The 26538-nt window shown below is 59.9% G+C and carries 19 protein-coding genes; 10 read left to right on the top strand and 9 right to left on the bottom strand.

Annotated features, from left to right (window positions below):
• Nucleotides 1-13: 13 nt before the first annotated feature.
• Nucleotides 14-1036 carry a lactate racemase domain-containing protein gene (locus CFE428DRAFT_RS34355; RefSeq protein WP_006982208.1) on the bottom strand — a complete coding sequence of 341 codons (1023 nt, stop codon included), beginning with the start codon at nucleotides 1034-1036 and terminating at the stop codon, nucleotides 14-16.
• An 848-nt stretch (nucleotides 1037-1884) separates the two neighbouring features.
• On the opposite strand from CFE428DRAFT_RS34355, the gene CFE428DRAFT_RS23720 reads away from it, so the two are divergent.
• The 5 genes from CFE428DRAFT_RS23720 to CFE428DRAFT_RS23700 all read left to right on the top strand — a co-directional run bounded on the left by CFE428DRAFT_RS23720 (nucleotide 1885) and on the right by CFE428DRAFT_RS23700 (nucleotide 11212).
• Nucleotides 1885-4167: a glycosyltransferase family 4 protein gene (locus CFE428DRAFT_RS23720; protein WP_006982207.1), complete on the top strand. Its 2283-nt coding sequence runs from the start codon at nucleotides 1885-1887 to the stop codon at nucleotides 4165-4167.
• Nucleotides 4164-5618: a glycoside hydrolase family 130 protein gene (locus tag CFE428DRAFT_RS23715; RefSeq protein WP_006982206.1), complete on the top strand. Its 1455-nt coding sequence runs from the start codon at nucleotides 4164-4166 to the stop codon at nucleotides 5616-5618. Before CFE428DRAFT_RS23720 ends, CFE428DRAFT_RS23715 begins: the two co-directional genes overlap by 4 nt.
• A gap of 197 nt (nucleotides 5619-5815) precedes the next feature.
• On the top strand, nucleotides 5816-6721 hold the full coding sequence (locus CFE428DRAFT_RS23710; protein ID WP_006982205.1) for a hypothetical protein: 906 nt from the start codon (nucleotides 5816-5818) through the stop codon (nucleotides 6719-6721).
• 634 nt (nucleotides 6722-7355) lie between these two features.
• A complete protein-coding gene (locus CFE428DRAFT_RS23705) occupies nucleotides 7356-8027 on the top strand; it encodes a PEP-CTERM sorting domain-containing protein (protein WP_006982204.1) in 672 nt (223 codons plus the stop codon).
• Between the two features lie 203 nt (nucleotides 8028-8230).
• Nucleotides 8231-11212, top strand: a complete 2982-nt coding sequence (locus CFE428DRAFT_RS23700) for a beta-galactosidase trimerization domain-containing protein (protein WP_006982203.1) — start codon at nucleotides 8231-8233, stop codon at nucleotides 11210-11212.
• 29 nt (nucleotides 11213-11241) lie between these two features.
• On the opposite strand, the gene CFE428DRAFT_RS23695 is transcribed toward CFE428DRAFT_RS23700, so the two are convergent.
• Both CFE428DRAFT_RS23695 and CFE428DRAFT_RS23690 read right to left on the bottom strand, forming a co-directional pair.
• Entirely contained in the window at nucleotides 11242-12489 is a 1248-nt protein-coding gene (locus tag CFE428DRAFT_RS23695; RefSeq protein ID WP_157447614.1) for a sialate O-acetylesterase, read from the bottom strand.
• A 675-nt stretch (nucleotides 12490-13164) separates the two neighbouring features.
• Nucleotides 13165-14682, bottom strand: a complete 1518-nt coding sequence (locus tag CFE428DRAFT_RS23690; RefSeq protein ID WP_006982201.1) for a methyltransferase regulatory domain-containing protein — start codon at nucleotides 14680-14682, stop codon at nucleotides 13165-13167.
• Nucleotides 14683-14852: 170 nt separating this feature from the next.
• Here CFE428DRAFT_RS23690 and CFE428DRAFT_RS23685 point away from each other — a divergent pair, with 170 nt between their 5' ends.
• A complete protein-coding gene (locus CFE428DRAFT_RS23685; protein WP_006982200.1) occupies nucleotides 14853-16820 on the top strand; it encodes a carbohydrate binding domain-containing protein in 1968 nt (655 codons plus the stop codon).
• A gap of 8 nt (nucleotides 16821-16828) precedes the next feature.
• Here the strand turns inward: CFE428DRAFT_RS23685 and CFE428DRAFT_RS23680 are convergent, their stop codons facing one another.
• The 5 genes from CFE428DRAFT_RS23680 to CFE428DRAFT_RS23655 all read right to left on the bottom strand — a co-directional run bounded on the left by CFE428DRAFT_RS23680 (nucleotide 16829) and on the right by CFE428DRAFT_RS23655 (nucleotide 21110).
• A complete protein-coding gene (locus CFE428DRAFT_RS23680; RefSeq protein ID WP_006982199.1) occupies nucleotides 16829-17590 on the bottom strand; it encodes a phytanoyl-CoA dioxygenase family protein in 762 nt (253 codons plus the stop codon).
• A gap of 419 nt (nucleotides 17591-18009) precedes the next feature.
• Nucleotides 18010-18564: a hypothetical protein gene (locus CFE428DRAFT_RS23670; RefSeq protein WP_006982197.1), complete on the bottom strand. Its 555-nt coding sequence runs from the start codon at nucleotides 18562-18564 to the stop codon at nucleotides 18010-18012.
• Nucleotides 18564-19109, bottom strand: a complete 546-nt coding sequence (locus CFE428DRAFT_RS23665; RefSeq protein ID WP_006982196.1) for a DUF4166 domain-containing protein — start codon at nucleotides 19107-19109, stop codon at nucleotides 18564-18566. The genes CFE428DRAFT_RS23670 and CFE428DRAFT_RS23665 overlap by 1 nt, the downstream gene beginning before the upstream one ends.
• A gap of 18 nt (nucleotides 19110-19127) precedes the next feature.
• Nucleotides 19128-20288, bottom strand: coding sequence for a serine hydrolase domain-containing protein (locus CFE428DRAFT_RS23660; RefSeq protein WP_006982195.1), 1161 nt, complete (start codon nucleotides 20286-20288; stop codon nucleotides 19128-19130).
• 33 nt (nucleotides 20289-20321) lie between these two features.
• A complete protein-coding gene (locus CFE428DRAFT_RS23655) occupies nucleotides 20322-21110 on the bottom strand; it encodes a hypothetical protein (RefSeq protein ID WP_006982194.1) in 789 nt (262 codons plus the stop codon).
• Nucleotides 21111-21397: 287 nt separating this feature from the next.
• Between CFE428DRAFT_RS23655 and CFE428DRAFT_RS23650 the strand changes: the two genes are divergently transcribed.
• The gene (locus CFE428DRAFT_RS23650; RefSeq protein ID WP_042725652.1) at nucleotides 21398-23740 is read left to right on the top strand and encodes a hypothetical protein; all 2343 of its coding nucleotides are present in this window, start codon (nucleotides 21398-21400) and stop codon (nucleotides 23738-23740) included.
• Between the two features lie 76 nt (nucleotides 23741-23816).
• A complete protein-coding gene (locus CFE428DRAFT_RS34350) occupies nucleotides 23817-24185 on the top strand; it encodes a VHL beta domain-containing protein (RefSeq protein ID WP_006982192.1) in 369 nt (122 codons plus the stop codon).
• Nucleotides 24186-24194: 9 nt separating this feature from the next.
• Here CFE428DRAFT_RS34350 and CFE428DRAFT_RS23640 read toward each other — a convergent pair whose 3' ends face one another.
• Nucleotides 24195-25130 (bottom strand): sugar phosphate isomerase/epimerase family protein, encoded by a 936-nt coding sequence (locus tag CFE428DRAFT_RS23640; protein ID WP_006982191.1) that lies wholly within the window; start codon nucleotides 25128-25130, stop codon nucleotides 24195-24197.
• 105 nt (nucleotides 25131-25235) lie between these two features.
• Here CFE428DRAFT_RS23640 and CFE428DRAFT_RS23635 point away from each other — a divergent pair, with 105 nt between their 5' ends.
• Nucleotides 25236-25763 (top strand): RNA polymerase sigma factor, encoded by a 528-nt coding sequence (locus CFE428DRAFT_RS23635; protein ID WP_006982190.1) that lies wholly within the window; start codon nucleotides 25236-25238, stop codon nucleotides 25761-25763.
• Nucleotides 25756-26394, top strand: a complete 639-nt coding sequence (locus CFE428DRAFT_RS23630; protein WP_006982189.1) for a hypothetical protein — start codon at nucleotides 25756-25758, stop codon at nucleotides 26392-26394. Before CFE428DRAFT_RS23635 ends, CFE428DRAFT_RS23630 begins: the two co-directional genes overlap by 8 nt.
• The last annotated feature ends 144 nt before the right edge of the window (nucleotides 26395-26538 follow it).

Below are 26538 nucleotides of genomic sequence, written 5' to 3'. Positions count from 1 at the left end.
GAGCCAATGAAATTCAGGATGCAGCGCAGCAATCCATTCGGCAGGACGTTGGCGGGACGGTCACGTCGCCGATCCCGTGACGGCATTCGGCGAGGCCGATGAGCAAGCCGCCGGGACGCACGCTCTTCTGGACGTTGCCGATGCACTTCATGCTTTGCCGGAGGTCAGCGTTCATGGGGTTGGAGGCGGTGATGACGACGTCGGCCTGCTGGGCGACCGGCCGCTCGGTCAGTGATCGGGAAAATTGGATCCCTTCCCGTTGCGCCTCGATGGCATCGCCGGCGAAGAAAGCGCAGATTTCGAGAGACTCGTTCATGACCACGTTCACGATGAATATCTCCTTGCCCAACATTTTCGCGCCTTCCTCGAGATCGAGCCGCATCGGGCTTTCCGTGGCGCCGACGTAATTATATCTTTCGCCGCTGACTCCCTGCATGTGGTTCTCGCCAATGGTGCGCGACGATGCGAGGCCGGGGATGAGCATCTTGCAGCCACCGCTGAAGCCGAGAAGCAAATGAGGTTCGATGGCACCGACGGGGATAATGAGGTCGGCCTCGGCCAGATGGCGATTCAACGAGACATAGGTGCCTCGGGAAGTCGTTCCGAGATACTTGAGTTGCTGTTCGTCGGTATGGGAATGATTGCGCCAGGGAATCCCGCGCAAGTCGGTGTGACCCAGTTTCACGTGGGCTTCCTCCGGCGTCATGTTCCGATGCACGCCCAAACCGAAAAGAATCAGCATGTTTTCGCGTTGCGCTCCATGGGTCAGCAAATAATCGAGCAAGAGGCCGAAGAACTGGGCCGTGGGCGTCGGACGGCTGATATCATCGACGCAAAGGACAATGCGCTTCTTGCTGAGATCCCTGGCTTGCAGTGGCTTTGTGCCGTGAGGATGGTCGAGTGCATGGACAAGGGATGCCTGCAAATCCGCGACCTTCGCGTGATGAGCCGGCCGGACGGTCTCCAAGATCGTCCATTCCGCGGGCAACGAGAGCGCGAGTTCTCCATGTTCAAACGGAATCTTCACGGTAGTCATAGCAACGCCTTCGGAGTGGTCGTTTTGTTCAAGTCTAGCCTGTGCCGACGAACCGAAAAGCGCCGAAAGTCCGGTGATCTGGAGGAAGTGGCGACGGGAAAAAATCATGGCGGCTTCTTCGCGGAAGGCGAGCGCCCGCTGGCAAATGCTTCCGGCAGTAATGTATACGTCCCGATCGAGCCGGGGTGCGCCCTGAGCTAAGGATAGGAGCGACAGGGGCGGTTGTTTTGGTGCCCGTTGTGCCGGAGGCGCCCTGACACGCACGGCCTCGGGGTCTCGCGAAACACCCGGAAGGAAAAAGGAACTGCGAATGGACGCCAATGAACGCGAATAAAGGCAGCGAGTCGCTTTTCTATTCGCGTCTATTGGCGTTCATTCGCGGTTTAAAAAGCTCCGTGGATGCTGCATCTCATGTCCCTCCTTGCTCACCCGCCGCCTTCAGGCTTTTCGAGGCTGCGGCTGGGTGCGGGGGGCTGTTCCTCATTTCGAGATAAAACAGCTGCCAGGATGTCGACCCAGCTGAAGCGGATGCTGTCTTTCCAGACGGAGCGCATAGCGAAGAATCGTTATTGGGTAGCGAACTGCGTTTGTTGGCGCCATCGCGACACCCAGCAGGACAAATTTAGGAACCGCGTCCATGCCACTGGAGAACATGCCGTTCACTCGATAGGAACCGCCCGGACAGACCAGCAACGCAAGGCCATGGAAAGCACCCGACAGCAATCCAAGTTGACCGCGATCGGATCAGGCCCGACTGTGCGAGTGTTTCGTCCAGGACTTCTCGCCGCCGCGTGGCGAGTGCCACGTCGCTGCCATCGTGAGGCGCTCGGAATTTTTTTTCGACCGCCATGGATTCATCGCCCAACACCAAACACATCGCTTTCCTCGGCGATTACATTCCACGGCGGTGCGGCATCGCGACTTTCACGGCGGATATCTGTGAGGCGGTCGCCACCGCTTTCCCGCAGACGCAATGCATCGTCGGATCGGTCAATGATCGCCCGGAAGGTTACGAGTACCCCGAACGCGTCCGCTTTGAGATCGACGAGCGGGAACTCGACTCCTATCGGCGAGCCGCGGAGTTTCTGAATATCAACAACGTGGAGGTCTTGTCGGTCCAACATGAATTCGGCATTTATGGCGGCCCGGCGGGGAGCCATCTGCTGACGCTTTTGCGCGAGGTGCGCCGGCCGATTGTCACGACGCTGCACACGGTCTTGAGTGAGCCCAATCCCGACCAGCGCATGGTCATGGAACAACTGAACCAGCTTTCGAATCGCTTCATCGTCATGGCGGAGCGCGGGCAGCGCATGTTGGAATCCGTCTACGGAGTGGATCCCGGAAAAATCGATCTCATCCCGCACGGCGTGATCGACATGCCGTTTATCGATTCCAACTTTTTCAAGGACATCTTCGGCGTGGAGGGCAAGACCGTGCTGCTCACCTTCGGCCTGCTTTCGCCCAACAAAGGCATCGAATATGTGATCGAAGCACTGCCCGCGATCCTCAAACGGCACCCGAACGTGGTTTATCTCGTGCTCGGCGCGACGCATCCGCATCTCCTGGCGCATGAAGGTGAGGCCTACCGCGAAAGGCTGGAACAGCTCGCGAAGAAAAGAGGCGTGGCCAACCAGGTCATCTTCCATAACCGCTTCGTCACCGTGGAGGAATTGAAGGAATTCATCGGCGCCGCCGACATTTACATCACCCCCTATTTGAATGTGGCGCAGGTCACTTCCGGAACGCTCGCGTATACGTTCGGCGCGGGCAAAGCGATTATTTCCACTCCCTACTGGCACGCCCAGGAGTTGCTGGCCGGCGACCGCGGCGTCCTCGTTCCCTTCCGCGATGCGCCGGGGATTGCGGAAGGCGTGAACCACTTTCTCTCGAACCCAACGCTGATGACCGCGATGCGGAAGCGAGCCTGGAAAGCGGGACGCGAGATGATCTGGCCGGTCGTCGCGGAGCGATACATGGAGAGTTTCGAGCGGGCGCGGGCCAGCCTCAGCAGGCCATCCGTGGAAATGGCGGCGGTGCGAACCATCGAGAACGCGAACTATCCGATGCCGCCGCTGAAGCTCGATCACCTCTACACGATGAGCGATCACACCGGCATCTTCCAGCACGCCATCTACAACGTTCCGAACTATCACGAGGGGTATTGCACGGATGACAATGCCCGGGCCTTCATCTTCACCGTCCTGCTCCAGGAGGCCGGCGAGCGGGACTCGCGACTGGATCGCCTGGCGAGCAGTTATCTCGCATTCCTCTGGTATGCTTTCGATGCGAACACGTGCCGCTTCCGAAATTTCATGAGCCATCACCGCGAATGGATCGAGCGCGCCGGCTCGGAAGATAGCCATGCGCGGGCGCTTTGGGCGGTCGGCACGGCGCTGGGACGATCTCGCGATCACGGGCACCGCAGTCTCTGCGCTCTGCTCTTCCAGCGGGGCCTGTCGCCGGTGGCTCGTTTCAGCTCTCCTCGTGCTTGGGCCTTTGCCATCCTCGCCATTCACGAATATCTGCGGGCCTTTTCCGGGGATCGTGTGGTCAGCCAGATGCGGGATGTCCTCGCCGGCCAGCTCCTGGGACTCTATCGCGCGAACGCCGGAGCCGGCTGGCAGTGGTTCGAGCAAACCGTGACCTACGACAATGCCAAGCTTTCCCACGCTCTCATCCTGAGCGGCTATTGGACCTCGAACGGCGAAATGCTCGACATCGGCCTCACGTCGTTGCGCTGGCTGCTGGAAGCGCAGACGGCGGATAGTGGACATTTCACGCCGATCGGATGCCACGGATTCTGGATTCGAGGCGGCGAGCGAGCGAGGTTCGACCAGCAACCGCTGGAAGCGCACGCCATGCTCTCCGCCTGTCTCGAAGCATTTGCGGTGACGCGCGACACGAACTGGCGGGACGCTGCGCAGCAGTGTTTCGAATGGTTTCTGGGCCGCAACGATCTCGGCGAGCCGCTCTACGATCCCACCACGGGGGGCTGCCGCGATGCGCTCCTCCAGGACCACCTGAACCAAAACCAGGGGGCCGAATCGAGCCTGGCCTTCTATCTCTCGCATGCCGAACTGACGCTGGTGAAGAGCCGGGCAATCGAAACTCCCCAAACATGCGCCGCATGACCATTCATCCGACTGGAATCCAACTCCGGCCTGATAGCGCGAGAGTCCTGGTCCGTCCCTTCATTCCCTCCGAGCCCGCCCGCATCGTCAATATCGTGGGACGCGCCCTGGCCATGAGCGAATCCGAAGCGGAAGAGGAACTCGCCGCCGTGAGGGCGGAGTTTGGCCATCGGCATCAGGAATTGACCGCCATCTGGCGCCGTGCCTTCGAACGCGTGCAGGCCCACGTTTTCACCGGGCGCCCTCTTTCCGAGACGCGTCGGCTTTTGATCGGTGCCCTCTTCTGCGGCGAGTACGCCCTCGAATCCGCCGCCCTCTTCAATCCCTCCATCGTCCCGTCCCCGGACCAATCCGGCATGCAGGACGGCGAACTGCGTTTCGTTCTCAGCCTGCGGGCGACCGGCGAGGGGCACATTTCGTCCATCGAATTCCGCGGCGGCGTGATCCATGCCGATCACAGCATCACTCTCGAGACACCATCCGGATTCGTCACGGCGCCCGTTCAGAACCCCAATCCGACCTATCGAAAATCCGTCTTCCTGCACAAGCTCATGGAGATGGGATTCGAGAACGATTGGTCGACGGCTCTCCTGCAATCGCTGCAGAACGATTTTACGCTGAGCGAACTCGAAACGGCGATGCGGCAATCTGCGGGCGGACTCGGCCCGCTATCACGCGAGGAGCAGCGCACGAGTGAATGTGTGCGCTGGCTGGCGCAGTCGAATTACGAAGTGCATTTCGATGAATCCGTGCACGTCTCCGAACGGATCATCTTTCCCGTGTCGTCGAATGAAAGCAATGGGATGGAAGATGCGCGCTTTACCCGTTTCATCGAGGACGATGGGACAGCCACCTATTACGCCACATACACCGCCTACAATGGACGCGCGATTCTTCCGCAACTGCTGGAGACTTCGGATTTCTTGAGCTTCCGGGCACGCACGCTGAACGGGCGCGCCGTGCAGAACAAGGGGATGGCGCTTTTCCCGCGCCGCATCCACGGGAGGTACGCGATGATTTCCCGGCAGGACGACGAGAATCTGTTCCTCATGTATTCCGATAATCCGCACTTTTGGAGTGAGCCCCGGCTCTTGCGCCGCCCGCGGTATTCGTGGGAAGCGGTGAAAATCGGGAACTGCGGGTCTCCGTTGGAAACCGACGCGGGCTGGCTGGTCATCACCCACGGCGTCGGACCGATGCGCAAATACAGCATCGGGGCGATTCTGCTCGACCTCGAAGATCCGAGTAAAGTGCTGGCCGAAACGGCGGAGCCTCTCATCCGCCCGGACGGGAGTGAACGCGAAGGGTATGTGCCCAACGTCGTCTATACCTGCGGTGCGCTCCTGCACCGTGGACGGTTGATTCTGCCCTACGGCGTGAGTGACACGATTTCCACCATCGTCACTATCGAAATCGATGAATTGCTGGCCACACTGAAGTGGTTGGAGTGACAGCGCGCCGCGACGAGCCGCCTGACTTTGATCGCATCGAGTGCTGCGGTCCCTCGTGGCCATCATGGCGGCACCACTTGAAACCGTTCGCTTTCCCGTTTCCATACGCTAAATAGGCTTCGATTTCCGTGTTCCACTTCCCGCCACGCTCGCCTTGCTGGAAGCGCCGTTGGCTCTTCCCCCTGTTCCTGCCTGCGGTGCTTCTCCCGAGCATCGTTCTGGCCGGTCGCGCGCTCACGGATGACGCCGCGTCTGGTCCGACGGTCATTCTCGGCAACAAGCCCGCTGACGCTGCCGCCAGTCAAGCCAGGGCTGCTGTTTCGCCGGCGATCGATCTCAATGAGATCATCCGGCAGAAGATCGCCTCCATGCCGGTGGGCGGAAGCTATCGGGCGAATAGCATCGCCATCGCTGCGCTTCGGCAGTCGATCCAACTCACGGATTCTCAGTTGGCGATCAACCCCCACGTGGCCCAGCCCAGCTTCTGTTCCGGTGCCACTTATCTGGTTTTTCTGTCGGTCCTGAAGCAGCTTGCACGGGACGGCCAGATCCAACTGGATGCCGTCACCTTGCGGTCCCTGCTCATCCAGGAACCCCAACCCGACGGCAACGGGGTCTGGGGACGCTGGAATGCCAATGGCCCCGGCACGGCGCGTCTGTTCTACGAAACCGGCATCGGCTACAATTTCACTTCGCTCGAAGAAGCCAGGCCGGGCGATTTCCTGAAAATCTTTTGGCACGATGAAATCGGCGCCAGGGAGACCGGCCATTCCGTCGTGTATCTGGGGACGGTCAACACCCCTCAGGGCCAGGCGGTGCGCTATTGGTCTTCGAATTTAGCCAATGGCTACGGCGAAGCGATTGTGCCACGACAACGGATCCGTCGGATGCTCTTTTCCCGACTGGTTCACCCGGAAAGAATCCAGCAAGTCAACGCCCTTTCTCCGCGGGATGCGTATCTGGCCGCGATGCTCCAGCGCGACAGCACTCCCGAGGAAATGTATCGGATGGTCGGTGTGACCAACCCACCGCCACCGCTCCCTCCGCCGCCGAAGCCGCCAGCGCAGATCCGGCGCCTTCTCGGCGGTACATCGGGGAGATGAGGGGACGGATAGAGTCAGTCAGGCAACATTTTTGACTGCCCCACTTTCCACATCGGCCTCATGGCCCTGGGTTTTATATGTTTAATTGTGACACTTAAATTTACAGGGCGCGCTCTCTTGCTAATGGGGGTCGAAATTGCTGCTGGTAGTTGTGCTCGCATTCAATTTCGTTTCTTGTGAAAAAAGGCACCGTGGTTTGACCGTGGAACTTCCAAGGAACAGGTTTATAAAATCCTCGGCAAACCTTCGAATAGTGATCCGGAGCTCGTAGCGGTTTGGCTCGAGAAACCAACTGCGAATGCCCGGCGACCAAAGCTGGCGTGTTCTGCTCGCTAATCAGAGGGGAAGGGTAAAATGGATAGCTGTTTTTGACGATAAGGGGCCGAAGCCTGATGGGCTTGGTTTGCCCTGCCCCAAACCTCGATTGCGGCTGATATGGACGACGACACGGTACGAGACATGGCGAAGCATTTTTAAGGAAAACCGGATTGATCTGAAACTAATGCCCTTTGCCTGATATTTATCTCCCCATGAACGGTGGAAGGGGTGAGGAATGTTGTTTATCGCATGCAAAACGATTGACTTTCCGGGCAGGATGCCCTCACCATCCGGCCATACCCCCGGGGTTTTACTTATGTCCAGCCCGACTTCGTCTGCCTGCCTCCGCGTTTCGCTCGCGGTTTTCATTGGGCTATTAGCTGCGCAGACGGCCAGCGCGAGTTTGTTGACCATCGGCGATCCCAGCTTTGAAGGAGTGTCGTTGGGTGCGGGGGGATTCACTTCCGGGAGTTACGCGGCCAATTCGTGGAATTCGAATTCCAACGCGGGAATTCTTCGTCCTACGGCGAGCGAGTATCCGGGTGGGGCTCCCGATGGAGTGAACGTCGCCTATTCGAATTCCGGCGCGGTAATCGACCAGGTCCTTTCGGCAACTCTCACCGCCAACACCACCTACACCTTGAGTGTGGATGTCGGCAGCCGGCTGGATGGTCCGTTTAATAACGGCTACTCCATCGAATTATTGGCGGGCGGTGTGTTGCTGTCCCAGACCACGAATGTTCCTGCTCCGACGAATGGTTCATTCGTCCTGGCCACCGATGTGTATACGGCGGGTGCCAGCGACCCGCATTTGGGTCAGGCGTTGGAAATCAAACTGGTCTCGGCGAATACTGGCCAGACGAGCTTTGACAATGTGACTTTGAACGCCGCGGCCGTCCCCGAGCCGAGCAGTCTGATGCTGCTGGGTCTGGCGGCCACGGGCGCCGGCTTGTTTCGCCGTCGAGGGAAGAGTCGAGAGACGAAGTAGAGCGGGTGCAGGCGGGGAGTAGGTGAAAGGGTTAAAGGTGATTCGTCAGCCCGGTGTACTCTGCGGAGACCTTTGCTTCCGAAATTCGCAATTGCGGTTTCAAGCGGGACGCTTTCAAGAAGCGCAAAGAAAGAGAACCACCATCGGTTGAGTACATCGAGCGTCGGCCGCTCGCCGGCGACGCTGTTCCCCCCACACGTGCCATGAAATATTTCGTCGTCCTGCTTCTTTTCGCCGCGAGCTCGGTGCTCCCGGCGCTCGCCTCCACGGTCTTTGTCGAGGCGGAGACCTTTCGGTCGGATGCCGGATGGCAGGTCGTTTCCGGGCCGGAGACGCGATCGGCATCCGGCACGGCGGCGCTCTCGGGATCTCAAGGCGCGCCGGATGGCACGGCGACGGCCACGGTCAGCATCAAGGATGCGGGGCATTATCGCGTCTGGGTGCGCTATACGAGCCATCCCACCCGCCGGGCGCCGTTTCACGTGACCGCGCTCAGCGGCGGACGTGAGTTGGCGGACGGACTCTTCGATGCCGCCTTCGAAGGCAAAGGCGCGCGCAACCAGGAGACTTGGAAATATTTCGAGGCGGACCTCCCGGAGGGCGAGGTCACGCTGCGCTTGAGCAAGCACGAACGGAAAAACTCCGACAGCGGGACGCGGCTCGTCGACTGCCTGCTGCTGACGATGGATGACAAACTCGTGCCGAATCATCTCAACTACGGCGCGCAGACTTATGTCCGCGTGCGCCTGGGAGATTGCGGGACGCGGCCCGTCTATCTGCACATCTTTGCCGATCACTACCACGCCCCGTGGTATCAGCATTACAGTCTGGGACGCAGTGGCGCCGTCGCCGGCACCGCTCCGCCCAAGGCAGACTTATTAAAGAGCGGAGAAGAAACCGCCTGGTGCAATCTCACGCCGCTAATTTTCCAGGACTCCGGCGCGATGCTCCGGATTACCGCGCGGCATAGTTACGCCGAGCAAGCGGATCGGCTCCGGGCGACCTTCGACTTTGCCACTGCGCCGGAGGAGAAGGCCATCGTCGCCACGGTGCCGGCGGATTACTCGCCCAGCGGCTTTTCCGTCTTTCTGCCGCCGAATCTGCTCACGGCGGAAAATCGCGCCCTGCTCAAAACCTCGCAGGAGATCGCCGCGGAAACGGGCAAGCTGGCCGACGCCCATGCCTGGCCGGTCTTCGGGCGAAAGCCGGAACGATTCCCATTCTTTGTCACCGCCTCCCTGGACGACTCGATGTTTGCCCTCGATGCAGCGCTGATGGCGCGCGAGCACAAGACGCTCGATTATTTCGATTTCACCTCGCCGGGACACCGGCGAATCGGCGGGGCGTGGCTGATGGAGAATGGCTCGTACTGTCAGCCCGACGTGGCGAAGATGCAGACCCGCATGCGCGAAGCCGCGGCCGCATTCCAGAAGGGGGGCGGCAAGGTCGAAGACATCGTCTATTCGGAATTGACGGACGAGCCGACTGGCCAGCCGCTGGATCGCATCGTCAGCGACCCCGCTTACCGCGATCATTTTCGCGCGTGGTTGCGGAGCCGGGGCGAGACGCCGGAGAGCTTGCTGGTGAAAGATTGGGACAGCGTGAAGATCGTCGCCGAGGCGCAACGCGATGCGTTTCCGGCGCTCTATTACTTCTCCCAGCGTTTTCGGACGCAGGCTCTGGGCGATTTCATGGCCGTGCAACATCAACTCGTGGAGCAGGCCTATGGCGGAAAGTTTCCGGTGCTGGCGAATTTCAGCGATGGGGCCGTCTACAACGCGAACTTCTTCATGCAAGGAGTGGATTACTTCGATCTGCTCGATTCCCCGCAGCAGAACGCCATCTGGGGTGAGGATTGGTCGAACGGGGCGTCCACTTACCAATGCGCCTCGTTCAACGTCGATCTGATGCGGGCGGCGGCGCGCGATCGCGGGCAGATCATCGGGCATCACCTGATCGCGTCTGCCGGACGCAAGGCTTGGGACATACAGCTAAAAGCGGCCAGCGAACTCGCCCGCGGAGTGAAAATGATGAATAGCTTCTCCTACGGCCCGAGCTGGGCGACGCACGAGGGCGGTCCGTACTGGCGCAGTAGTGTGTGGTATGCGAAGCCCGAAATGTGGACGGCCAGCGCGTCCATTACCCGCGAGGTTGGTGCGGTGGAAGACCTGCTTTGCACCGCCATGCCCGCGCCGGCGAAAGTCGCGTTGCTCTACAGTTCGTCGAGCGACGTCTGGACGATCGACCAAAACCTCGCCTACGGCTTCGACCGCATGCACACCTGGCTGGCCCTCACTCACTCCCAGGTGCCGGTGGATATCGTCTCCGAGCGGCAGACCGCGGACGGACAGCTCGATCACTACACCGTCTGCTATCTCTCCGGCCCGAATCTGACCCGCGCCTCCGCCGCCAAATTGCATGCGTGGGTCGAACACGGCGGCACACTCTGGGTCACCGCCGGGGCCGCCTCCCGCGACGAATACAATCGCCCCTTGCACGTGCTCGACGATCTCCTCCCTGCGACCCGGGGCGACGTTAGCGAACTGCAGAAGCAACTTGGGTCCGGCCGGACCTTGCGGCTGCTCACGCCCAAGGATGAAGTGCGATGGAAGGACGGAGTCGCCTCGGTCCTCTCCGTCAAGCAGGCGCTGACTCCGCTCCCGGGCGCATCAGTGGTCGCCAAATTCCAGGATGATTCACCGGCTATCGTCCAGCGCGGCCGTGTTTATTGCGCCGGATTCCTGCCCGCGCTGGATTACATCAAGCGCGCCCTCGACGCGCGCTTTGTTCTCGAGGAAAAAGCCAAGGTCGACGCGAAATCCGTTCCGCCGGAAACCGCTGCGCTGCTCGACCGCTCCGCCAATCCATGGGAGTTCCCGGCGGCCATTCGCGATTTGCTTCTCACTCCGGTGCGGAACGCCGGCATCACGGGTCCCATCGAATGCGACACGCCCCTGGTCGATGCCGTCCTAATGACGGATAAACAGGGTCTGCTCATTCCGCTGGCCAATTACACGAACCAACCCATCGCCAAATTGTCGCTTCGCGTCAGGACCCCGAAACCCATCGCCCGCGTTGAATCCGCCATTCGCGGGCCACTGGAATTTCATACCGCCAGGGATGGAAGCGTGGAGATGGTGTTGCCTTTGGACAGCAACGATTTTCTGAAGCTCTACTATCGCTGAGCAGAAGCAAATTCGATGAATAACCCGGCCTATTTTGTCCCAAGCGGGATAGCGTCCGTGCGGAAGGGGCCTGCGGGCAAACCTTCTTTGTTATAAAGGTCGCCGTGAGGGTTATCCGCCCAATCGTAACGAACGGATACAGGATTCGCGACCTTTTCGCTGGAAACAACGACGGTGTTATCTTGTCGATGAAGGCTTTGGCTTCCACGAAATGATTGTCCACTCCGGCGTATGACAAAACCGGTCAAATCCTGGGGAGGCGTGGAGGGGCGTGGAAGTTCCACGGCGTAATAAAGGTGGAGTGGCGGGTTGTCGAGAGAGAGGCCGCCGCCGATGGAATCCGGCTCGAAGGTGATGCGGACTTTGTTCCCTTCCACAGTCTGGCTTTTGTAAACGGGCCCGTGCGCCACAAGATTGGGCTCGCCATAAACCTTTTTACGCGCCAGCAGGGAAAGTCGCTCGGCTACATCCCATTTATCCCATGGGTGCAGCGAAACTTTGATCGCGGCCAGGTCAATCGTCACCGCCAGGTCGGTATTGGAAACCGCTGCAGCGATATTCTTTTGCGCTTCCCGCATCGCCGCCCAGACCGAGGGGCTATCCGGCGGCATGATTGGCTGTTGCCCGCCCTGGATGAAGTTAGGCAGTTGCACAATGAAGAACGGGAAATCGCCGACGCCCCATTTCTTTCTCCAGTCGGCAATCAACGCCGGTAGCAGTGCCTGGTAATGTAACGGCTGCGACGCACTCGATTCGCCCTGGTACCAAAGCGCCCCTTTGATGGCGTAGGGGATCAGCGGCGCAATCATGCCGTTGAAAAGCGCCGAAGAGACCTGGTTGTTATTGGCGAAATCGCGCGGCTCCCGGGGCGGCTGTTCCGGACGGGGCGGAACTGGCTGTCCGGCAGCCTTCAGCTTGTCCGCCTCATGTCCCCAGTCCTTCACATGGCGGGCGTATTCATTGAGCGGATATCCCGCTTTCTTTTCCCATTCGGCCACCTCTACTTTCCATTTTTTCATCTCCTCATCGTACTTTTTCAAATTCTGCTCGTAACTGGCGCGATAGCGCGGCACCGAGTCAGCTTCCCCTTTGAGCCGGGGATCGGATTGCAATCCCTCCAAACTAATCCATGGCTGTGCAGGAGTGCCGCCCCAGACCGACGCAATCATCCCAACCGGCATTTTCGTCTTCGCGTGGATGAAGTTACCAAAGTAATAACCAACCGCAGAGAAGCCCTGCCATTGGCCCCCCTTCATGGCATTGTCCACCGTGGCCACGAGCCATTTTCCGGAGAGCGGACTTTCCGGTGTCGGAGGCGCCATCTCTCCTTCGGAGGGATAGGGCCTAATCGAGCGCGGGACGGTGAAGAGACGAATCTGCGGCTCATCCTGGAGCTTGATTCCCTTGAGGGAGGTAGCGCCGAGGCCAAATTCCATATTCGATTGTCCCGAGCAGAGCCAGACATCTCCCACCAGCACATCCGACAGGACGACGGTGTTTTTTCCCCGGATCGTCATGGTGGTCGGCTGGGAATTCTCCGGAAGAGGTGAGAGCTTGATCCTCCATTTTCGATCTTTATCCGCTTCGCCAGTGGCCGTAACTCCTGCGATCTGCACGTTCACTTTTTCCCCGGGTTCGGCCCAACCCCAGACGGTCAACGGCACCCCGGATTGCAATACCATGTGGTCGCCAAAAATGGGGGGCATCGTCACGTCGGCGTGTAGATGGGCGATGGCTGAGAGGCTGATTGCTCCGGCGAGCGATTTGGAGAAGAAGGACAGCCGGGAGAGCAGAGGGGCTGGGGAGGTGTGAAAATTCATTTTGCGTAGAATGAGCAGTTCGAGCAGGTGCGGCCATTGGCCGTACGGACAATGGCGAGTCGCCCACTCATCACATTCACCCAAATGGAAAATAGCCTCGGTGGAAGACCGGGGTAGCCACCAAGTCCGCCGCTAACCTTCCAACAGGGCAGCGCGCGCAAATTTGTGCAGGCTCGTCTCGAGCGCTTCGTCGGTGACGGTAAATCCGCTCTCGGCGGCCTCGCTCGCGAGTTCCGCTTTGAGCATCGCACGGTCACGCGAACCATCCAGCAAACGCGCCAGGGCGTGTCCCAGCGGATCGTCCATGACCACGGTGGATTGCCGCAAGGAGGTCACGAAATGAACCACCCGGAGTTGCAACCGCGCCAGGGCACTGATCCGGGGGGTGGCACCCGGCTGCCGGACTACGGGCAGCCGGTGGGCACGAAATTCGAGAAACGCGGCGCCGAGCAACTGCAGGAGTTCCGCCGCCAGCGATTCGGCCGCACGCGACCGACTCTCCGGGTCGGAGGGGGCGCCACTCACGGTGATGGCGTGCTCGAGCAGGTCGGAAAAAGAGATGCACTCGGGCCAGAGCGTCCCAAGATGGACGAGGGCGGCTTTCAGTACGGGGTCGTTGGTTTCGATTTGAGAACCCTCCGGGCCGTGAAAGATTTCCGGCGTGAGTGACCGTGGATCGGCGTCGGCTGTCGCCGGGCGGATTTCGCCGGCGATCCGCAGAAGCATGACCCGCTCCGGGGACATTTCTTTTTGGCGGGGCTGATCCTGACGGCAAAGCAGCGTGTGGCGAAAGCCGCGGCACCGCAGGAAATCGAGATATTGTTCGTGGGCCACGAGATCATTCGGATCCAGTTCCGCGAGCGCCGCTTCCGCCCTGGGCGAGTAGTGCCTGGCGAAATTATCCGAGACCTCAGCCTCGGCCAGGAATTGAAAACCGTGGGGCGCAGCCTGGGCCATGAATTCGTGAAAATAGAACGGCTGGTTCAGCGGATTCAGGTCGTCGTGGAAGAGGGCGCCATCCGAATAGTTCTCCAGCCGTTTCGCCTCCTGATCCAGGAGATGATGATACAGTTCCCGTGGCTCTTGCGAGTCGGCGAGGAATCTCACCAGGGCACGCGACTGCCGGATTTTCTCCTCCGGCCGGACGAAGTGGGCGGCGTGATAGTGCATCATGCCACGCACGAGCTCCCGCAGGTGATTTCCCGGGTAAACGTTATAGCTGATCAAGGCGACGCCATTGCGCGCGAGGCTGCGTGCGCAGACTTCCAGGATCTTCCGCCGGACCGGCTCCGGCACCCAGGAGTAGAGCCCATGGGCGATGATGTAATCGAACTCACCGAGGTCTCCCGCCTCGAGGAGGTCCAGCTGCCGGAGGTGCACATTGCGCAATCCCAGCTCCTGGCAGAACGCGATGCCACGCTCGATGGGAGTAGAGGCCAGGTCGATGCCGGTGAATTCGCCGCCGGGCAACCCATAGGCCATCGAGATCAAGTTCCATCCGTCCCCGCAACCGAGTTCCAGGACCCGGCAACGTTCCACCGGCGCTGGATCGATTCCGTAAAGCGTGGCCATCACCGCGAGCCGGTCAGGATGGGTCCGTGGATAGGCCGAACTCGGATACGGAAAAGCGTCGTATGAGGTCGCGGACATGCCTTTGTTTGAATGGCAGAACCGTTCGCGTCAACACCGGCCGGGTGCCACGATCCGCGGAGCCTTAGTTTCGAGTAGGCATCCGGCCTGTCATCCTGCTATCGAATCCCCGTGCAAAGTCGTCTCCCCAGATTGTCTTTCGTCGCTTTCACCTCCCTCTGCTTCACCCCATGAATGCCGCATTCCGCACCCTTCACCTGACCTGCGTCCTGCTCCTCGCCTTGCTCGGGCTCGGCCAAATCCCGCTGCACGCCGTGAATCCCCGAGGCACTGCGGTCGGTGCGATTCGTTGGGACGGCAATACCGGTGACACCCCGACTTTCGGCTGGGCGAATGGGAATTACGTTGGCCAGCAGGTCGAACGCGCCTTGGGACCGAATCAATACCACTTCCGACTCCCCTTCTTCGGCGTCGAGACGGGCACCGATACGGCGCAGGCTCGCGAGCTCACGCAGGCGGTCATGGACCGCGACATCATTTATGCAACGACCGCGGGCATCGATTACTGGGCGTTCGTCTTCTACCCGGATGGCAGTGGCATGGATACGGCCCGCAACCTTTACTCCTCCAGCGCCTACAAGAGTTATGTGAACTATTGTTTCGTCGCCAGCGGCCAGATGCCCGCTTCCTATTTCAGCACGCTGGTCACCAAGTTCGCGCAGAGTAACTACCAGAAGGTCTTGGGCAACCGGCCGCTGCTCTACATTTTTGGGACCGGCGTGTATTCGGCGAGTGACATCACGAACCTGCGGAACCAGACGGTTACCGCCGGCTTGGGGACACCTTACATCGTGGTCATGACTTTCTCCGCGAGCGCGGCCTCGACCGAAGCGACCAACATCGGTGCGGACGCGATCAGCTCCTACTGCAGCCCGGAGATTGACGGCGCGCTTTACAGCACTCTTGTCTCCGCGGAGAATTCGAATTGGAATAGCTTCATGGCGACAGGGACGAAGGTCGTCCCGTGGGTCACCTCCGGATGGGATCCGCGCCCGCGGATCGACCATCCGGTCACGTGGACTTCCTATCCCTCCACCGAGTGGTGCCAGACAGCGACGCCCTGGCAGATCGCCAGCCATCTCCAGGAGGGATTGAATTGGGTCGATAGCAACCCGACGGTCGCCGATGCCAACACCGTCATCCTCTACGCCTGGAATGAATTCGATGAAGGTGGTTGGCTTTGCCCCACGTTGTATACCGGCACGGATCGGCTCGACATGCTCAAGGCGATCCTCGATCCGGCTGTGGTCGGTGTAAATTCACTCGCCAATCCTGGCTTCGAGAGCGGCACCACTTCGTGGGCGGCGCAGTCCGCGACCCTCGCGCAGAGCATCACCATGGTGCATTCCGGCAGCTATTCGCTCCATATCTCCAATCGCTCCGCGATCTGGGGTACCGCCACCCAGGATGTGAAAAGCACGCTGCTGGCCAAAGGGCAGGGACTATACACCGCCAGCACGTGGGCGGCGCTGGGTAATGGTTCGGATACGATTCGGATCGTGATTCATACGACAGATAGTAGCGGCAGCTATTGGTTCACGACCTCGCCTATGACCTTGGGCACCGCCTACAAACAACTCGCGGGCGTGATCAATGTCACCTGGAGCGGCACGCTCGCCAGCGCGATCATCTATACGCAAACCACGTCTTCCCTCGCCGATCTTTACGAGGATGACTTCAGCCTGGGCATGGCGAATCAACTGACAAATGCGGGCTTCGAAAATGGCGCGTCCTCCTGGGCGGCCCAGACCAGTTCCATCGCCGCCAGTTCCACGAATGTGCACAACGGCACTGGTTCCCTGCAAATCTACAACCGCACCGCGATCTATGGCGCTGCCACACAGAATGTCACCAGCGTCCTGCTCGCCAATGGGCAGGGCGACTACACTGCCAGCGCCTGGGCCCAATTTGCCTCGGGGACGGACAACGTCATCCTGGTCATCAACACCACGGACAGCACAGGTAGCCATTGGTTCACCAGCGCGCCGGTTGCGATCAGCACCCGCTACAAGAATATCTCGGATACCATCCACGTCACGTGGACCGGCACGCTGTCCCGCGCGCTCATCTACACGCAGACCGCCACTTCGCTTGCGGATCTGTACGAGGATGACTTCAGCTTGAGCAAGCTGCCGTAGGGTTAGTTCTACCGTAAGAACCCACTCCTCCCGCTCCCTGCAGCCGAGAGCGCATCGTTGCGCGGATCATCGAGCGCCAGGATTCGCCGGCGCAGCGGGCTCAGCCGTGCCTGCACCTCAGCGCGCACCAGGCGCTTTTGACACTGCTGCTGCGGCTTATCTCCACGTGTGTAATACACATGCATCGCCCGCCGCTGATGGTCGGTGAAATTCTCGCTGCCCCCGTGCCAGAGATGCGCGTTCATCACCACCACGTCCCCGGCTTTCCCGGTCACGAGCATCTCCCCCTCCGCCTTCGCCCCCGGCTCCGGCGCGCGTCCCCACCGATGCGACCCCGGCACGATCCGCAAGGCCCCGTTGCGCTCCGTAAAGTCATCCAGCATCCACACGGAGTTACAAACCGAGTTACCCTGATCATCGGGTAACTCACCACCATCGATATGCAACGGTTGCGCGCACCCATTGTGCGGATTCGCCGAACGCACATTCAGACTGCTCAACTTGAAATCCGTCCCCAACACGACTTCCACCGCCGCCAGGACAGCGGGATGATCGATCGCCTCCTCGAACACCTCTCCTTTGTCCACGGCATTGGCGATCCTTCGCGCCCCAGGCTCCATCTTGAATTCGCGCCCGGCATTTTCTCCTTCCGCAGCAAACAACTCCTCCACGCGCTCATTCAATCGAGCCACTCGCGCCGCCGCAACGAGTCCCGGGAAAACGAGGAACCCTTGATGGATGAGCTGTTGCTTCTGGGAATCGGAAAGCATGTCAATTCGCTCTCAGCGATTCTCGAAAATAAGGCCACGCTGCGCGCAAATAAAAGTAAAAGGGCAGCCACCAAATGAAATCATTGGTGAGGCACAAGACGAGGGTTGCCGGCGGCCAGACGCCTTGTAGCAGGAGACGAATCAACCCGATGGGCCCGAGAATTTTTCCCGTGAGGCCAACAAAGGCCAGCAACCAACCACGTTCCGGAACGCGAGCTACCTCCAGATATAGGACGCCATAGAGGCCGACGACCATCCCCAGGCACGCAAAGATTTGGGGATGGTTGTCCAGGGGCATTCCGGCAAACCGGAAGAGCCACTGTGGATCTGCCGCCGCATAAAGGCCCCAACTGATATTGTAAATTCCGGCGACGATAAAGAGCCAGCGATACCATTGCCGCCGAGGTAACGGCGGACATTCACTCGGGACGGCGGATTTTCGGCCAGGGCCAGTTACCATAAGGCAATCCCAGTGAAGCATAGAAATCGCGGAGGCCGGAGGAAAATACCCCCGCAGCCATCAGCAACAGCGCACCAATCAGCCAATCGGGGACATCGGGGCGTTCTGCCTGGAGGCCGGTGGGCAATGTCCACCATCGCCACATGACCGGAATGAGCGTTGCGATCATCGCGCCGTAGACAATTCCCATGAACGAATGCGTCACCCGCTCGCCTGCATAGACATCGCCCATGGGTTTACGCACACCAATCTCCACGACAAAATCCCACAACGTCAGAACAATCTCTATTATAATAACCGCCGCGAGCACCCACACCCAGCCACCATGCCAGCCCAGCCATGGCAGTGTCCCAAAAAGCACGGCATAAAAGAAATCCCTCGCGGCGTGAATTCTTAATTCAGGCGCGGCAATTGGACCTTGCGCCGGGAGGCGGGCGCGCCATTCATGATAATAGAAAGTGTCAAAGGCGCCGATAACACCGAGCACGGCGAGCAGGCAGAGAGGAATTTTCATCAAGTCACCTTTCTTACGTCCAAATGCCCTTCATAAGAAATCAGGATCCCAACGAGCGGCAATTTGACGATCACCGATACAAGGACTTGGCTTACCCCGTCGAAGGTCTCTTTTGCCTGAACCGCCGGAGCGCAGAAGCGCGGCAGGGTGAGGCGTAGTGCACCCAGGCAAAGCTTTGCGGCGCATTGGTCGTAGTAAAGGCCTCCATTATCTTCTCTGAGCTTGAAATGCATTTCCCACTCCCGAAAGCGTTCGACGAGGTGTTCGCCGTCCTGCCATTGCCTGGTCGTAAAAACGGCGTCATCAAATTTTCGTTCCCAACGTTCGCCGGTAGATTCGGGAAGGATTTTCAATCGCGTGTCAGCCGAGACTGCGCTTTGAGGTAGATGCGACCAGCGGGCCAGCAGCTTCGCCAATCGCCGCTCCCCATAAGAAATGCGGAAGGAGCCGTGCAGATCTGTGCCGATCGAATGGGCGAAGCGGATACTTTCATGAAGTCGCCACCAAATTCTTCCCAAAACCTGCGGATACAATTCGCTGTCCATTTAGGAGATGGCTGACCTTTATTTTCCTCCTCCCACATCTTCCTTCCCGCCCTTCCCGACGGCTTCCGCCGCGAGGGTTCCAATCACCTTCCATAACTTGATTACGTTTCCGGCTTCCGTGGGGTGGTTTCGATTCGAGAGGAAGATCACGAACGTCTCGCTGGCCGGATCGATCCACAACGAGCCACCGGTCCATCCGGTGTGGCCGTAGCTGCCGACGGGAAAGACGGTCCCCCGCGGACCGGAAAAACGGGAATCGATGTCCCAGCCGAGTCCGCGGCGATCGGCCAGCGCGGCGGGGCTCTGCACCGTGGTCATGAGTTGCACCGTTTCCGGTAGTAGCAGGTGGACACTCTCCAGGCTGCCGCGGCCGAGGAGCATCCGGGCAAACCGGGCCAGGTCGGCCACCGTGGTGAAAAGGCCGGCGTGACCCGCGACGCCGCCCATGAGTTGCGCGGTCGGATCGTGCACGAGGCCGCGCGGAGTTTCGCGGGTGGTCGGCGCGATCCGTCCCCGCAACGTTGCCGGCGGACGAAATAGCGTGTCGCTCATCTTGAGCGGACCAAAGATGCGCTCTGCGCAGAACTCGTTCAACGGCTTGCCGCTCACCCGCGCCACCATCGCGCCGAGCAGAATGAAATTCAGGTCGCTGTAGCGGAACGCCGTGTCCGGCGCTGCTGTGGGGCGCTCCCGAAAAACACGGTCGAGGGTCGCCTCGTAACCGGGCGGGCCTCCCGGTGGAAGATCCGGCCGCAACCCGGAGGTATGCGTGAGCAGTTGCCGCACCGTGATTTTTTCGCGGCCGTCTCCGGTAAATTCCGGGAGATACGTCTGGACCTTCTCCGCGAGCTTCACCTGCTCTTTCTCCACCAGCAGCATGACTGCGGTGGTGGTCGCGATCACCTTCGTCAGCGAAGCGACATCGAAGATCGTCTCCTCGGTCATCGGCTCGCCGGTGGGCTCGACGCAACGGCTCCCGTAAGCGCGATGGTATGCCGTGCCGGCGTGCTCGAGCCAGAGGACGCCACCGGGACATTTTCCGTCGGCGATCGCCTGCGTGATGACGGCGTCGAGTTCGCGGATTTTCTCGGGGCGGAAAGCCGGCGCCGTTCCTTGCTGCGCGAGAGCCACGATCGGGAACGCGCACAGCGCGAGGAATACCGGAAGGATCCGATTCATCGGAGGATCACGCTCGAAGATTGCGGTCGAAGATCAAAACCGCTTCCACTCCGTGGCCATCTTCTCCTCCGTGCTGCCTTCCACGCGATAAGTTGGCGGTGACCAGCGCGCGTGCTGCTCGTCCTTCGTGGAACCATATCCCGCTTCGATCCAGAGATAGAAGGACCCGATCGAATCCGCCGAGTCGTAAATCAACGCCGTATAGGAAGGAAAGTTCACATCCTTCACCACCGGTTCGTAGGTGAACTTCCACTCCCACATCGTCCGCGCATCGACATGCACCTTGTGACTCTCGCCGGCCGGAAGCTGCACCTGCTTCCCACGCTCGACCGTCAGGACATACTCGGTATTCAGCTTCCATCTCCACGGCACGGTGTTCGGTTTGCCCACGCCCGATTCGATCAGCAGCAGGTCGTTCTTCGGATCGGCTTCCTTGTAATCCGTCGATCCTCCTCCGCGATTCACCAACCCGCCCCAGTTCACCTGCTGCACCGGCTGGTTCCCTTTCTTCACGAGCTGCGGCCCACCATGCGCCCAGGTCTTATTCGGGAAATTCACCTGGATGGCGAAAAAGTTCAGACCGTTAGGCGACGCTTTATCCACGATCAAATGCGAGCTCACCTGGACGATTTTGGAACCCTTCGGGATATTACTAAAGCTCAGATGCGTCGGCTGCTCTTCGCCCGCGCCGATGCCGATCGTCGGAGTCTGCGAAGTCGAAGCTGGCGAAGCCGGCAGCGCTGCGCCAGACCTGCCTACACCGCCAGCCAGCACCATGGTGACCAGAGCGCCCGCGAATAAAGGGGAGAATCGATTGCTCATAGGGGGATATTAGTTTTGGGGAAGATAAGGGTCAGGCGAAGGGCACGCGACATTTTCTGACTGACATCAGTGTCATACCCACAAATTCCGATCCAGCGTGTCATACTGGATTGCTTCGCCGACGTGGCCGGCGAGGATGTTTCATTCTCGGTATGGGCTTCGCGACGCTCAATCTTTGGCTGCGTTTGCGTCTACTACATGCGGCTTGGGCGGGTTGGATGTCGGTATAGGATGTTCCTCCTTCGCCGCGCCGGCGGATGAGCACTCTGCGAATCAATCCCCCTCCGATGAAACACACGCTCTCACTCCTTTTACTCATCCTCCTTTCGCTGAGCCATCGGGCCTCCGCTGCGGAGTGGAGAGGCGTGGTCGGCAAAACCGCGGCCGAGTCCCGCGCCGAGTGGCAGCGCGTGACTTCCGGCGAGGAACTCGCGCGTGGCAAAGAGGTGCGCTTCTTGCCCAAGCCGAATTATCCGCTCACCACCGATGACAACGATGCGCATGACTTGACCAGTGGTGTCCTCTCTGCGCGCAAGGACGATCGTGTGTGGTTCAGCAAGGACGCGGTGGGCTGGCACTATGGGGTGGGGACGGGCACGGGCATTCTCATGATCGTCGATCTCGGGCAGGCGCAGCCGGTCGGGCAGGTGGCTTTGCGCACGTTGGGAGGACGCGAGCAAGGCGCTCTCGAACTGCCGGCATCGGTCGAGTTGCTGGCCAGCCTGGATGGCACTCACTATTATCGGCTGCAGCGCATGGCGAAACTCACGCCCGCGGAAAGCGAGCTGTCGGATTTCAAAACGGCCTTCTACATCCCCGAGGAAGGCACCGCCTTCATGGTGCCGCTCGTCTGTGCGCAACCGGTGCGCGCGCGCTTCATCGCCCTGCGCGTGACTCCCCAATCCAGCTTGTTCGTCGATCAGCTTTCCATTCTCAAAGCGACGGACGGCACGGCCCTCCAGGATTTGGCCAGCTTTCCGCCGGTCCAGGTCTTCACCGACGGACTGGCGGCCGTTCCACGCAGCGGAGAGTTCGTGGTCACGACCAATATCGTGACGCCGAACTGGATCGAAATCCAGGACTTCACCGGAACCGCTCCCGGGAAAAGTCTCGCCGGATTCCGGCTCGAGTTACCCGAGGGACTGGAATTGTTGCCGCAGTCGAAGCCGGCCTTCACCGAGACAAAATTGCCACGGGCCGGCTGGCGCTCCTATGAGTTTGCCAGGGCCGCCTCCCACGGCAGCGCGGCGGATGCGACGCCGCAAGGCCCGCTCTACATCACCGTGCACCCGGGCGCAAAAATTCCCCAGAACGCCAGCATCGTACTCACCGGTCTGCTCGATGGTCAGCCTTCGCACACGCTCGAGTATCCGCTCCAACTCGTCGAGATCCCGACCGTGCCGCCGCTCCCAGCGCTGGATATCAGCCTGGCCTGGATGTCCGATGATGAGGAGAAGGTGTGGCCGGATTTCCTGCCCAGCTTTTCCCGGATGGGCTTCAATCTGGTTTCCACATTTCCGCGCAACATCCCGATCCAGCGCGACGGAACCTGGCCATCCGCGGAATTTCTCGGACAGGCGCGCCAGCAAGGTTACCGGGTCGTCTACAATGAATCGCCGTTTCACGTCATGGACGGAGTGATCCGGTCGAGGTTGAAGGCCGGGAAGATCGAACCCGCCGAGGCCGCGGAAATCTTCAATCAGGTCAAAGGCCAGCCGGGTAAGTATCTCAGCCCGCTTTACCGCGGCCGATTCTTCCGGGAGGAGCTCGAGCGCGTCGCCAAATTGACCGCCCGGGCGCAGCCGGACCACGTCTATCTGGACGTCGAGCTCTGGGCGCGCGCGGTGGTGGAAGCGAAGCAAGATCCGCGCGTGCAGGACGCCTGGAAATCCAGCGGCCTGAGCTGGGATGACTTCATCACCAATCTCGGCAGCGAAGCGCTCGGGAGTCTCGTGAAAGCCATCCGCGATGCCGTGCCGAAGCGCCAACTTACGGTGGGACTTTATAATTCAGATCCCGACCGATCCGTGATGGATGGCATGTTCCAGTGGACGAAGATTTACCCCGGCATCCTGGATGTCGCCATGCCGTCGATCTATGTGCAAGGCCGCGCGCTCGACGTAGCGAGGCGCCTTCGCGCCGATCACGAAGCGCTGCAAAACCGCCAGATCATTCCCTGGTTGACGGCCGGAACCTACGGGAAATTTCCCGCGCACCTCATGGAGCCGATGGTGCTCGAAACCATTCTGAACGGCGCGCGTGGCCTGACCTACTATGAGTTCAGCGACTTCGATCCGATGGACTTCTACTTCCACGCCCGGGCGCTGGCCGCGCTCGGCAAATTTCCCCAGCTTTTGCAAACGGGAAAACCCATCCCTTGCCAGGGCAGCAACCCTGCCTTGCATTACACCTGCTTCGCCTCGGACAGCGAAGCCCTCTTGTTGGTGGGCAACTACAGCAAGGCTCCCCATGACGAGGTCACGGTGCCGCTGCCCATGAAATCGATTTCGCAGGCGGCCATGGTGGATGGCCAGAGTTTGCCGATTGAAAAAGGAAGCATCTCGATGCACGTTCCCGCCGGCGAGTTTCGCTTGATTCACCTGACGGCTCATACCGCCGGGGAAAAGTGAACCCGCGCATTCCGCACGCACCTTACCTCAGCATTGGGGCACAGTCCGTTCCCGGCTGGCCCTTATTTCAAAGACCATGAATACCGCTGTCACGCCGGGCAAATTTGCCGCCCTCGCGGTGAGTGCATTCTGGATGATCGTGGCGCCTGCCGCGCTCGCTCAGCGGCTCCATCCGGCCGAAATGGCGGGCATCAAGTCGGCCATCGGCGCGGCCACGAAGATCACCTTTGTCAACGGCAGCACCCAAGCCATCCAGGTCTATTGGATCGATTACAACGGCAATCGTGTCCTCTACCAGACGCTGGCCCCTGGAGAAGAATACGGGCTGAATACCTATCTCCACCACCCGTGGGTCATTACGGATGAAGAGGGCAATGCCTGGACCATTTATTATGCCGACGCGCAACCCCGCCGTGTCATCGTCACCAAGCCGGAGCCCGACTAGGGCAGTTTATCAGCCGCCTGCCCGCAGTTTCCTCCACGAAGCGAGGCAGCGTTCGGCGGTTTCGAATTCCGAAAAGCGGCTGCCTTCCTGTTCCATCAGATAGAACTCCACGCCCCCGACGGATTCGACCGCGGCCGTGATCTCCTTCCACGGGGCCACGCCTTCGCCGAAAAGCACGCGATACCCTTTCTCCGCGGATTTATCACCGGGCGCCCAATCCTTGAGGTGCACGCTCTTGATGCGGCCGGGATTCGCCCGGATCCAGGCGATCGGATCGGCGCCGGCTTCGAGGCAGGTCCCGACGTCGAACTGCAAAATAAATTCCGGCGGCGTGTTGGCGGCCAGGATGTCCATGATCCGCGGGCCGTTCTCCAACGGCAACCATTCGACATGATGATTGTGGAAGCCCGCCGAGAGGCCGTGCGGTTTCAGTTCTTCGACGGCCGTCGCCAGGTGACCGCAAAGGCGTTTCCAGTCATCGACGGTCTTGGTGGTCCGCGGCGCGGAAGCCATGATGATTTGGCGCGCGCCGAGGATCTGGTTGAGCTCGATGGCATGTGACATGGTCTCCCCCGGCAGCAGAGACTCGAAACCGTTGTGCGTCGAGAAGCAGCGGAGACCGAGATCGTCGAGTTGGGCGCGGACGTCTTTCGCAAAGGGAAACGTCCAGCCGAAATACGGTGAGTAGAACTCGACCACCTCGTAACCGATCTTGGCGACGGTGCGCAAAGTATTGGGCAGGTCTTTGGTCAGCTCACCGCGAACACTGTAGAGTTCGATGCCGATCGGGTATTTTTTTGGGACCGGAGGCGGCGCGGGGGCATCGGCGGCGCTGAGTTCACCGGGCATTAGCGATCGTGCGGCGACCATGGCGGGCAGCGCGGCGGAAATTTGCAGGAAACGCCGCCGGGATTGGGGCAAAGGGGAGGTGGTATCGGGGGACATCGGTGAGATGATATACGGTTCGTCCAAGTGGTGATACCCCCAAAATATTTTCGCCTTTGTAATATTCTCCTGCGCGTCTGCGACTAATCAGTCAAAGGAAACAATTTGAACTCTGGATTTCAAAACAACGAAGGACGCTTTCTCGAACTCGTGAACGAGAATCGACCGAAGATTTTGAAAATCTGCCGCGTCTATGCCTGGAATCGTGACGATCAAGATGACCTTTATCAGGAAATCCTGTTCCAGATTTGGCGCGGTCTGCCGAATTTGCAGGAGGATCGCTACGCCGGCACGTGGCTCTACCGCATCGCCCTCAACGCCTCGATGAGTTTTGTGCGCAGGAAGACTTCCCGCGGTGCGGCTCAAACCACGACCCACGACCACGCCCAACTCGAACAGATACTGGAAACCCAACCGGTCACTGAATCCAGGAACGATCAACTCACCCATCTCTACGAAGCGATTGCACAATTAGACGACGTGGAAAAAGCGCTCATCACGTTGTTCCTCGAAGATTTGAGTTACGAGCAGATCGCCGCAATCATGGGTATCACCGAAAGCAACGTGGGCGTGCGGTTGCATCGCGCGAAAAAGAAGCTTCTAACCTTGATGAAGGAGGCCGGACATGAATGACCAGGAACCAAAAGACCTCTGGCAGGCGCTAAAGTGCGTCTGGCAGGAGCAGAAGCCCTCCGGCGGTCCGGCGCTGACGGCCGACGAACAAATCGCGGTGATGCGAAAGAAGATGGCGAAGATGCACCCGGGATTGAATAAGACCGATTTCTGGGGAGCGGCGTTGTACGTCCTGGTCACCGTGCCGTTCATTATCTACGTCTTTACGACTCCGAATTTCGTCGTGCGGATTGGCTATTTCATCATCATTGGCGGGATGCTATTGGCGTCATGGAAAAGCATCCGGCGCCTGCGTTCCGTACCGCAACCGATTGCGGATGCACCGGTCATGGAATGGTTGAAATACGACCTGGCGAAGGTTCGCCAGCAGGCCGATGACAGCCGCACGTTGCTGTGGTGGTATGTGCTGCCGTTCCTGGTCGGAATGTGCGTTTCAACCTGGGGGATGCGGATCGAGTTGATGGCCAAGATCGGAATGTCCGTCATGACGGTACTGATTGCCGGCGTCACCTGGTGGCTGAACCGACGGGTGTGGCGCCGTCAGTGGGTTCCGATGCAACGTGAATTGGAAGCGCTCCTGTATCCCGACCCATTGGTCTCCCAACCGGAACCCCCAAAGAAAACGGGATGACGAGAATGTTCGAGTAGTCGCGGCTAATTTAAACGCAGAGGGCGCAGCGCGGCGGAGCCGCAACCAAAGGCCCTACCCATTTAAACGCAGAGGACGCCGAGAACGCAGAGGGCCGCAGAGGAAGAGCCATCCCTCCTTTCCTCT

This window comes from Chthoniobacter flavus Ellin428 (assembly GCF_000173075.1).
Lineage (GTDB): Bacteria > Verrucomicrobiota > Verrucomicrobiia > Chthoniobacterales > Chthoniobacteraceae > Chthoniobacter > Chthoniobacter flavus.
Note: the sequence above shows the minus strand (reverse complement) of the source record. Positions and strands in the feature narration are given on the sequence as shown.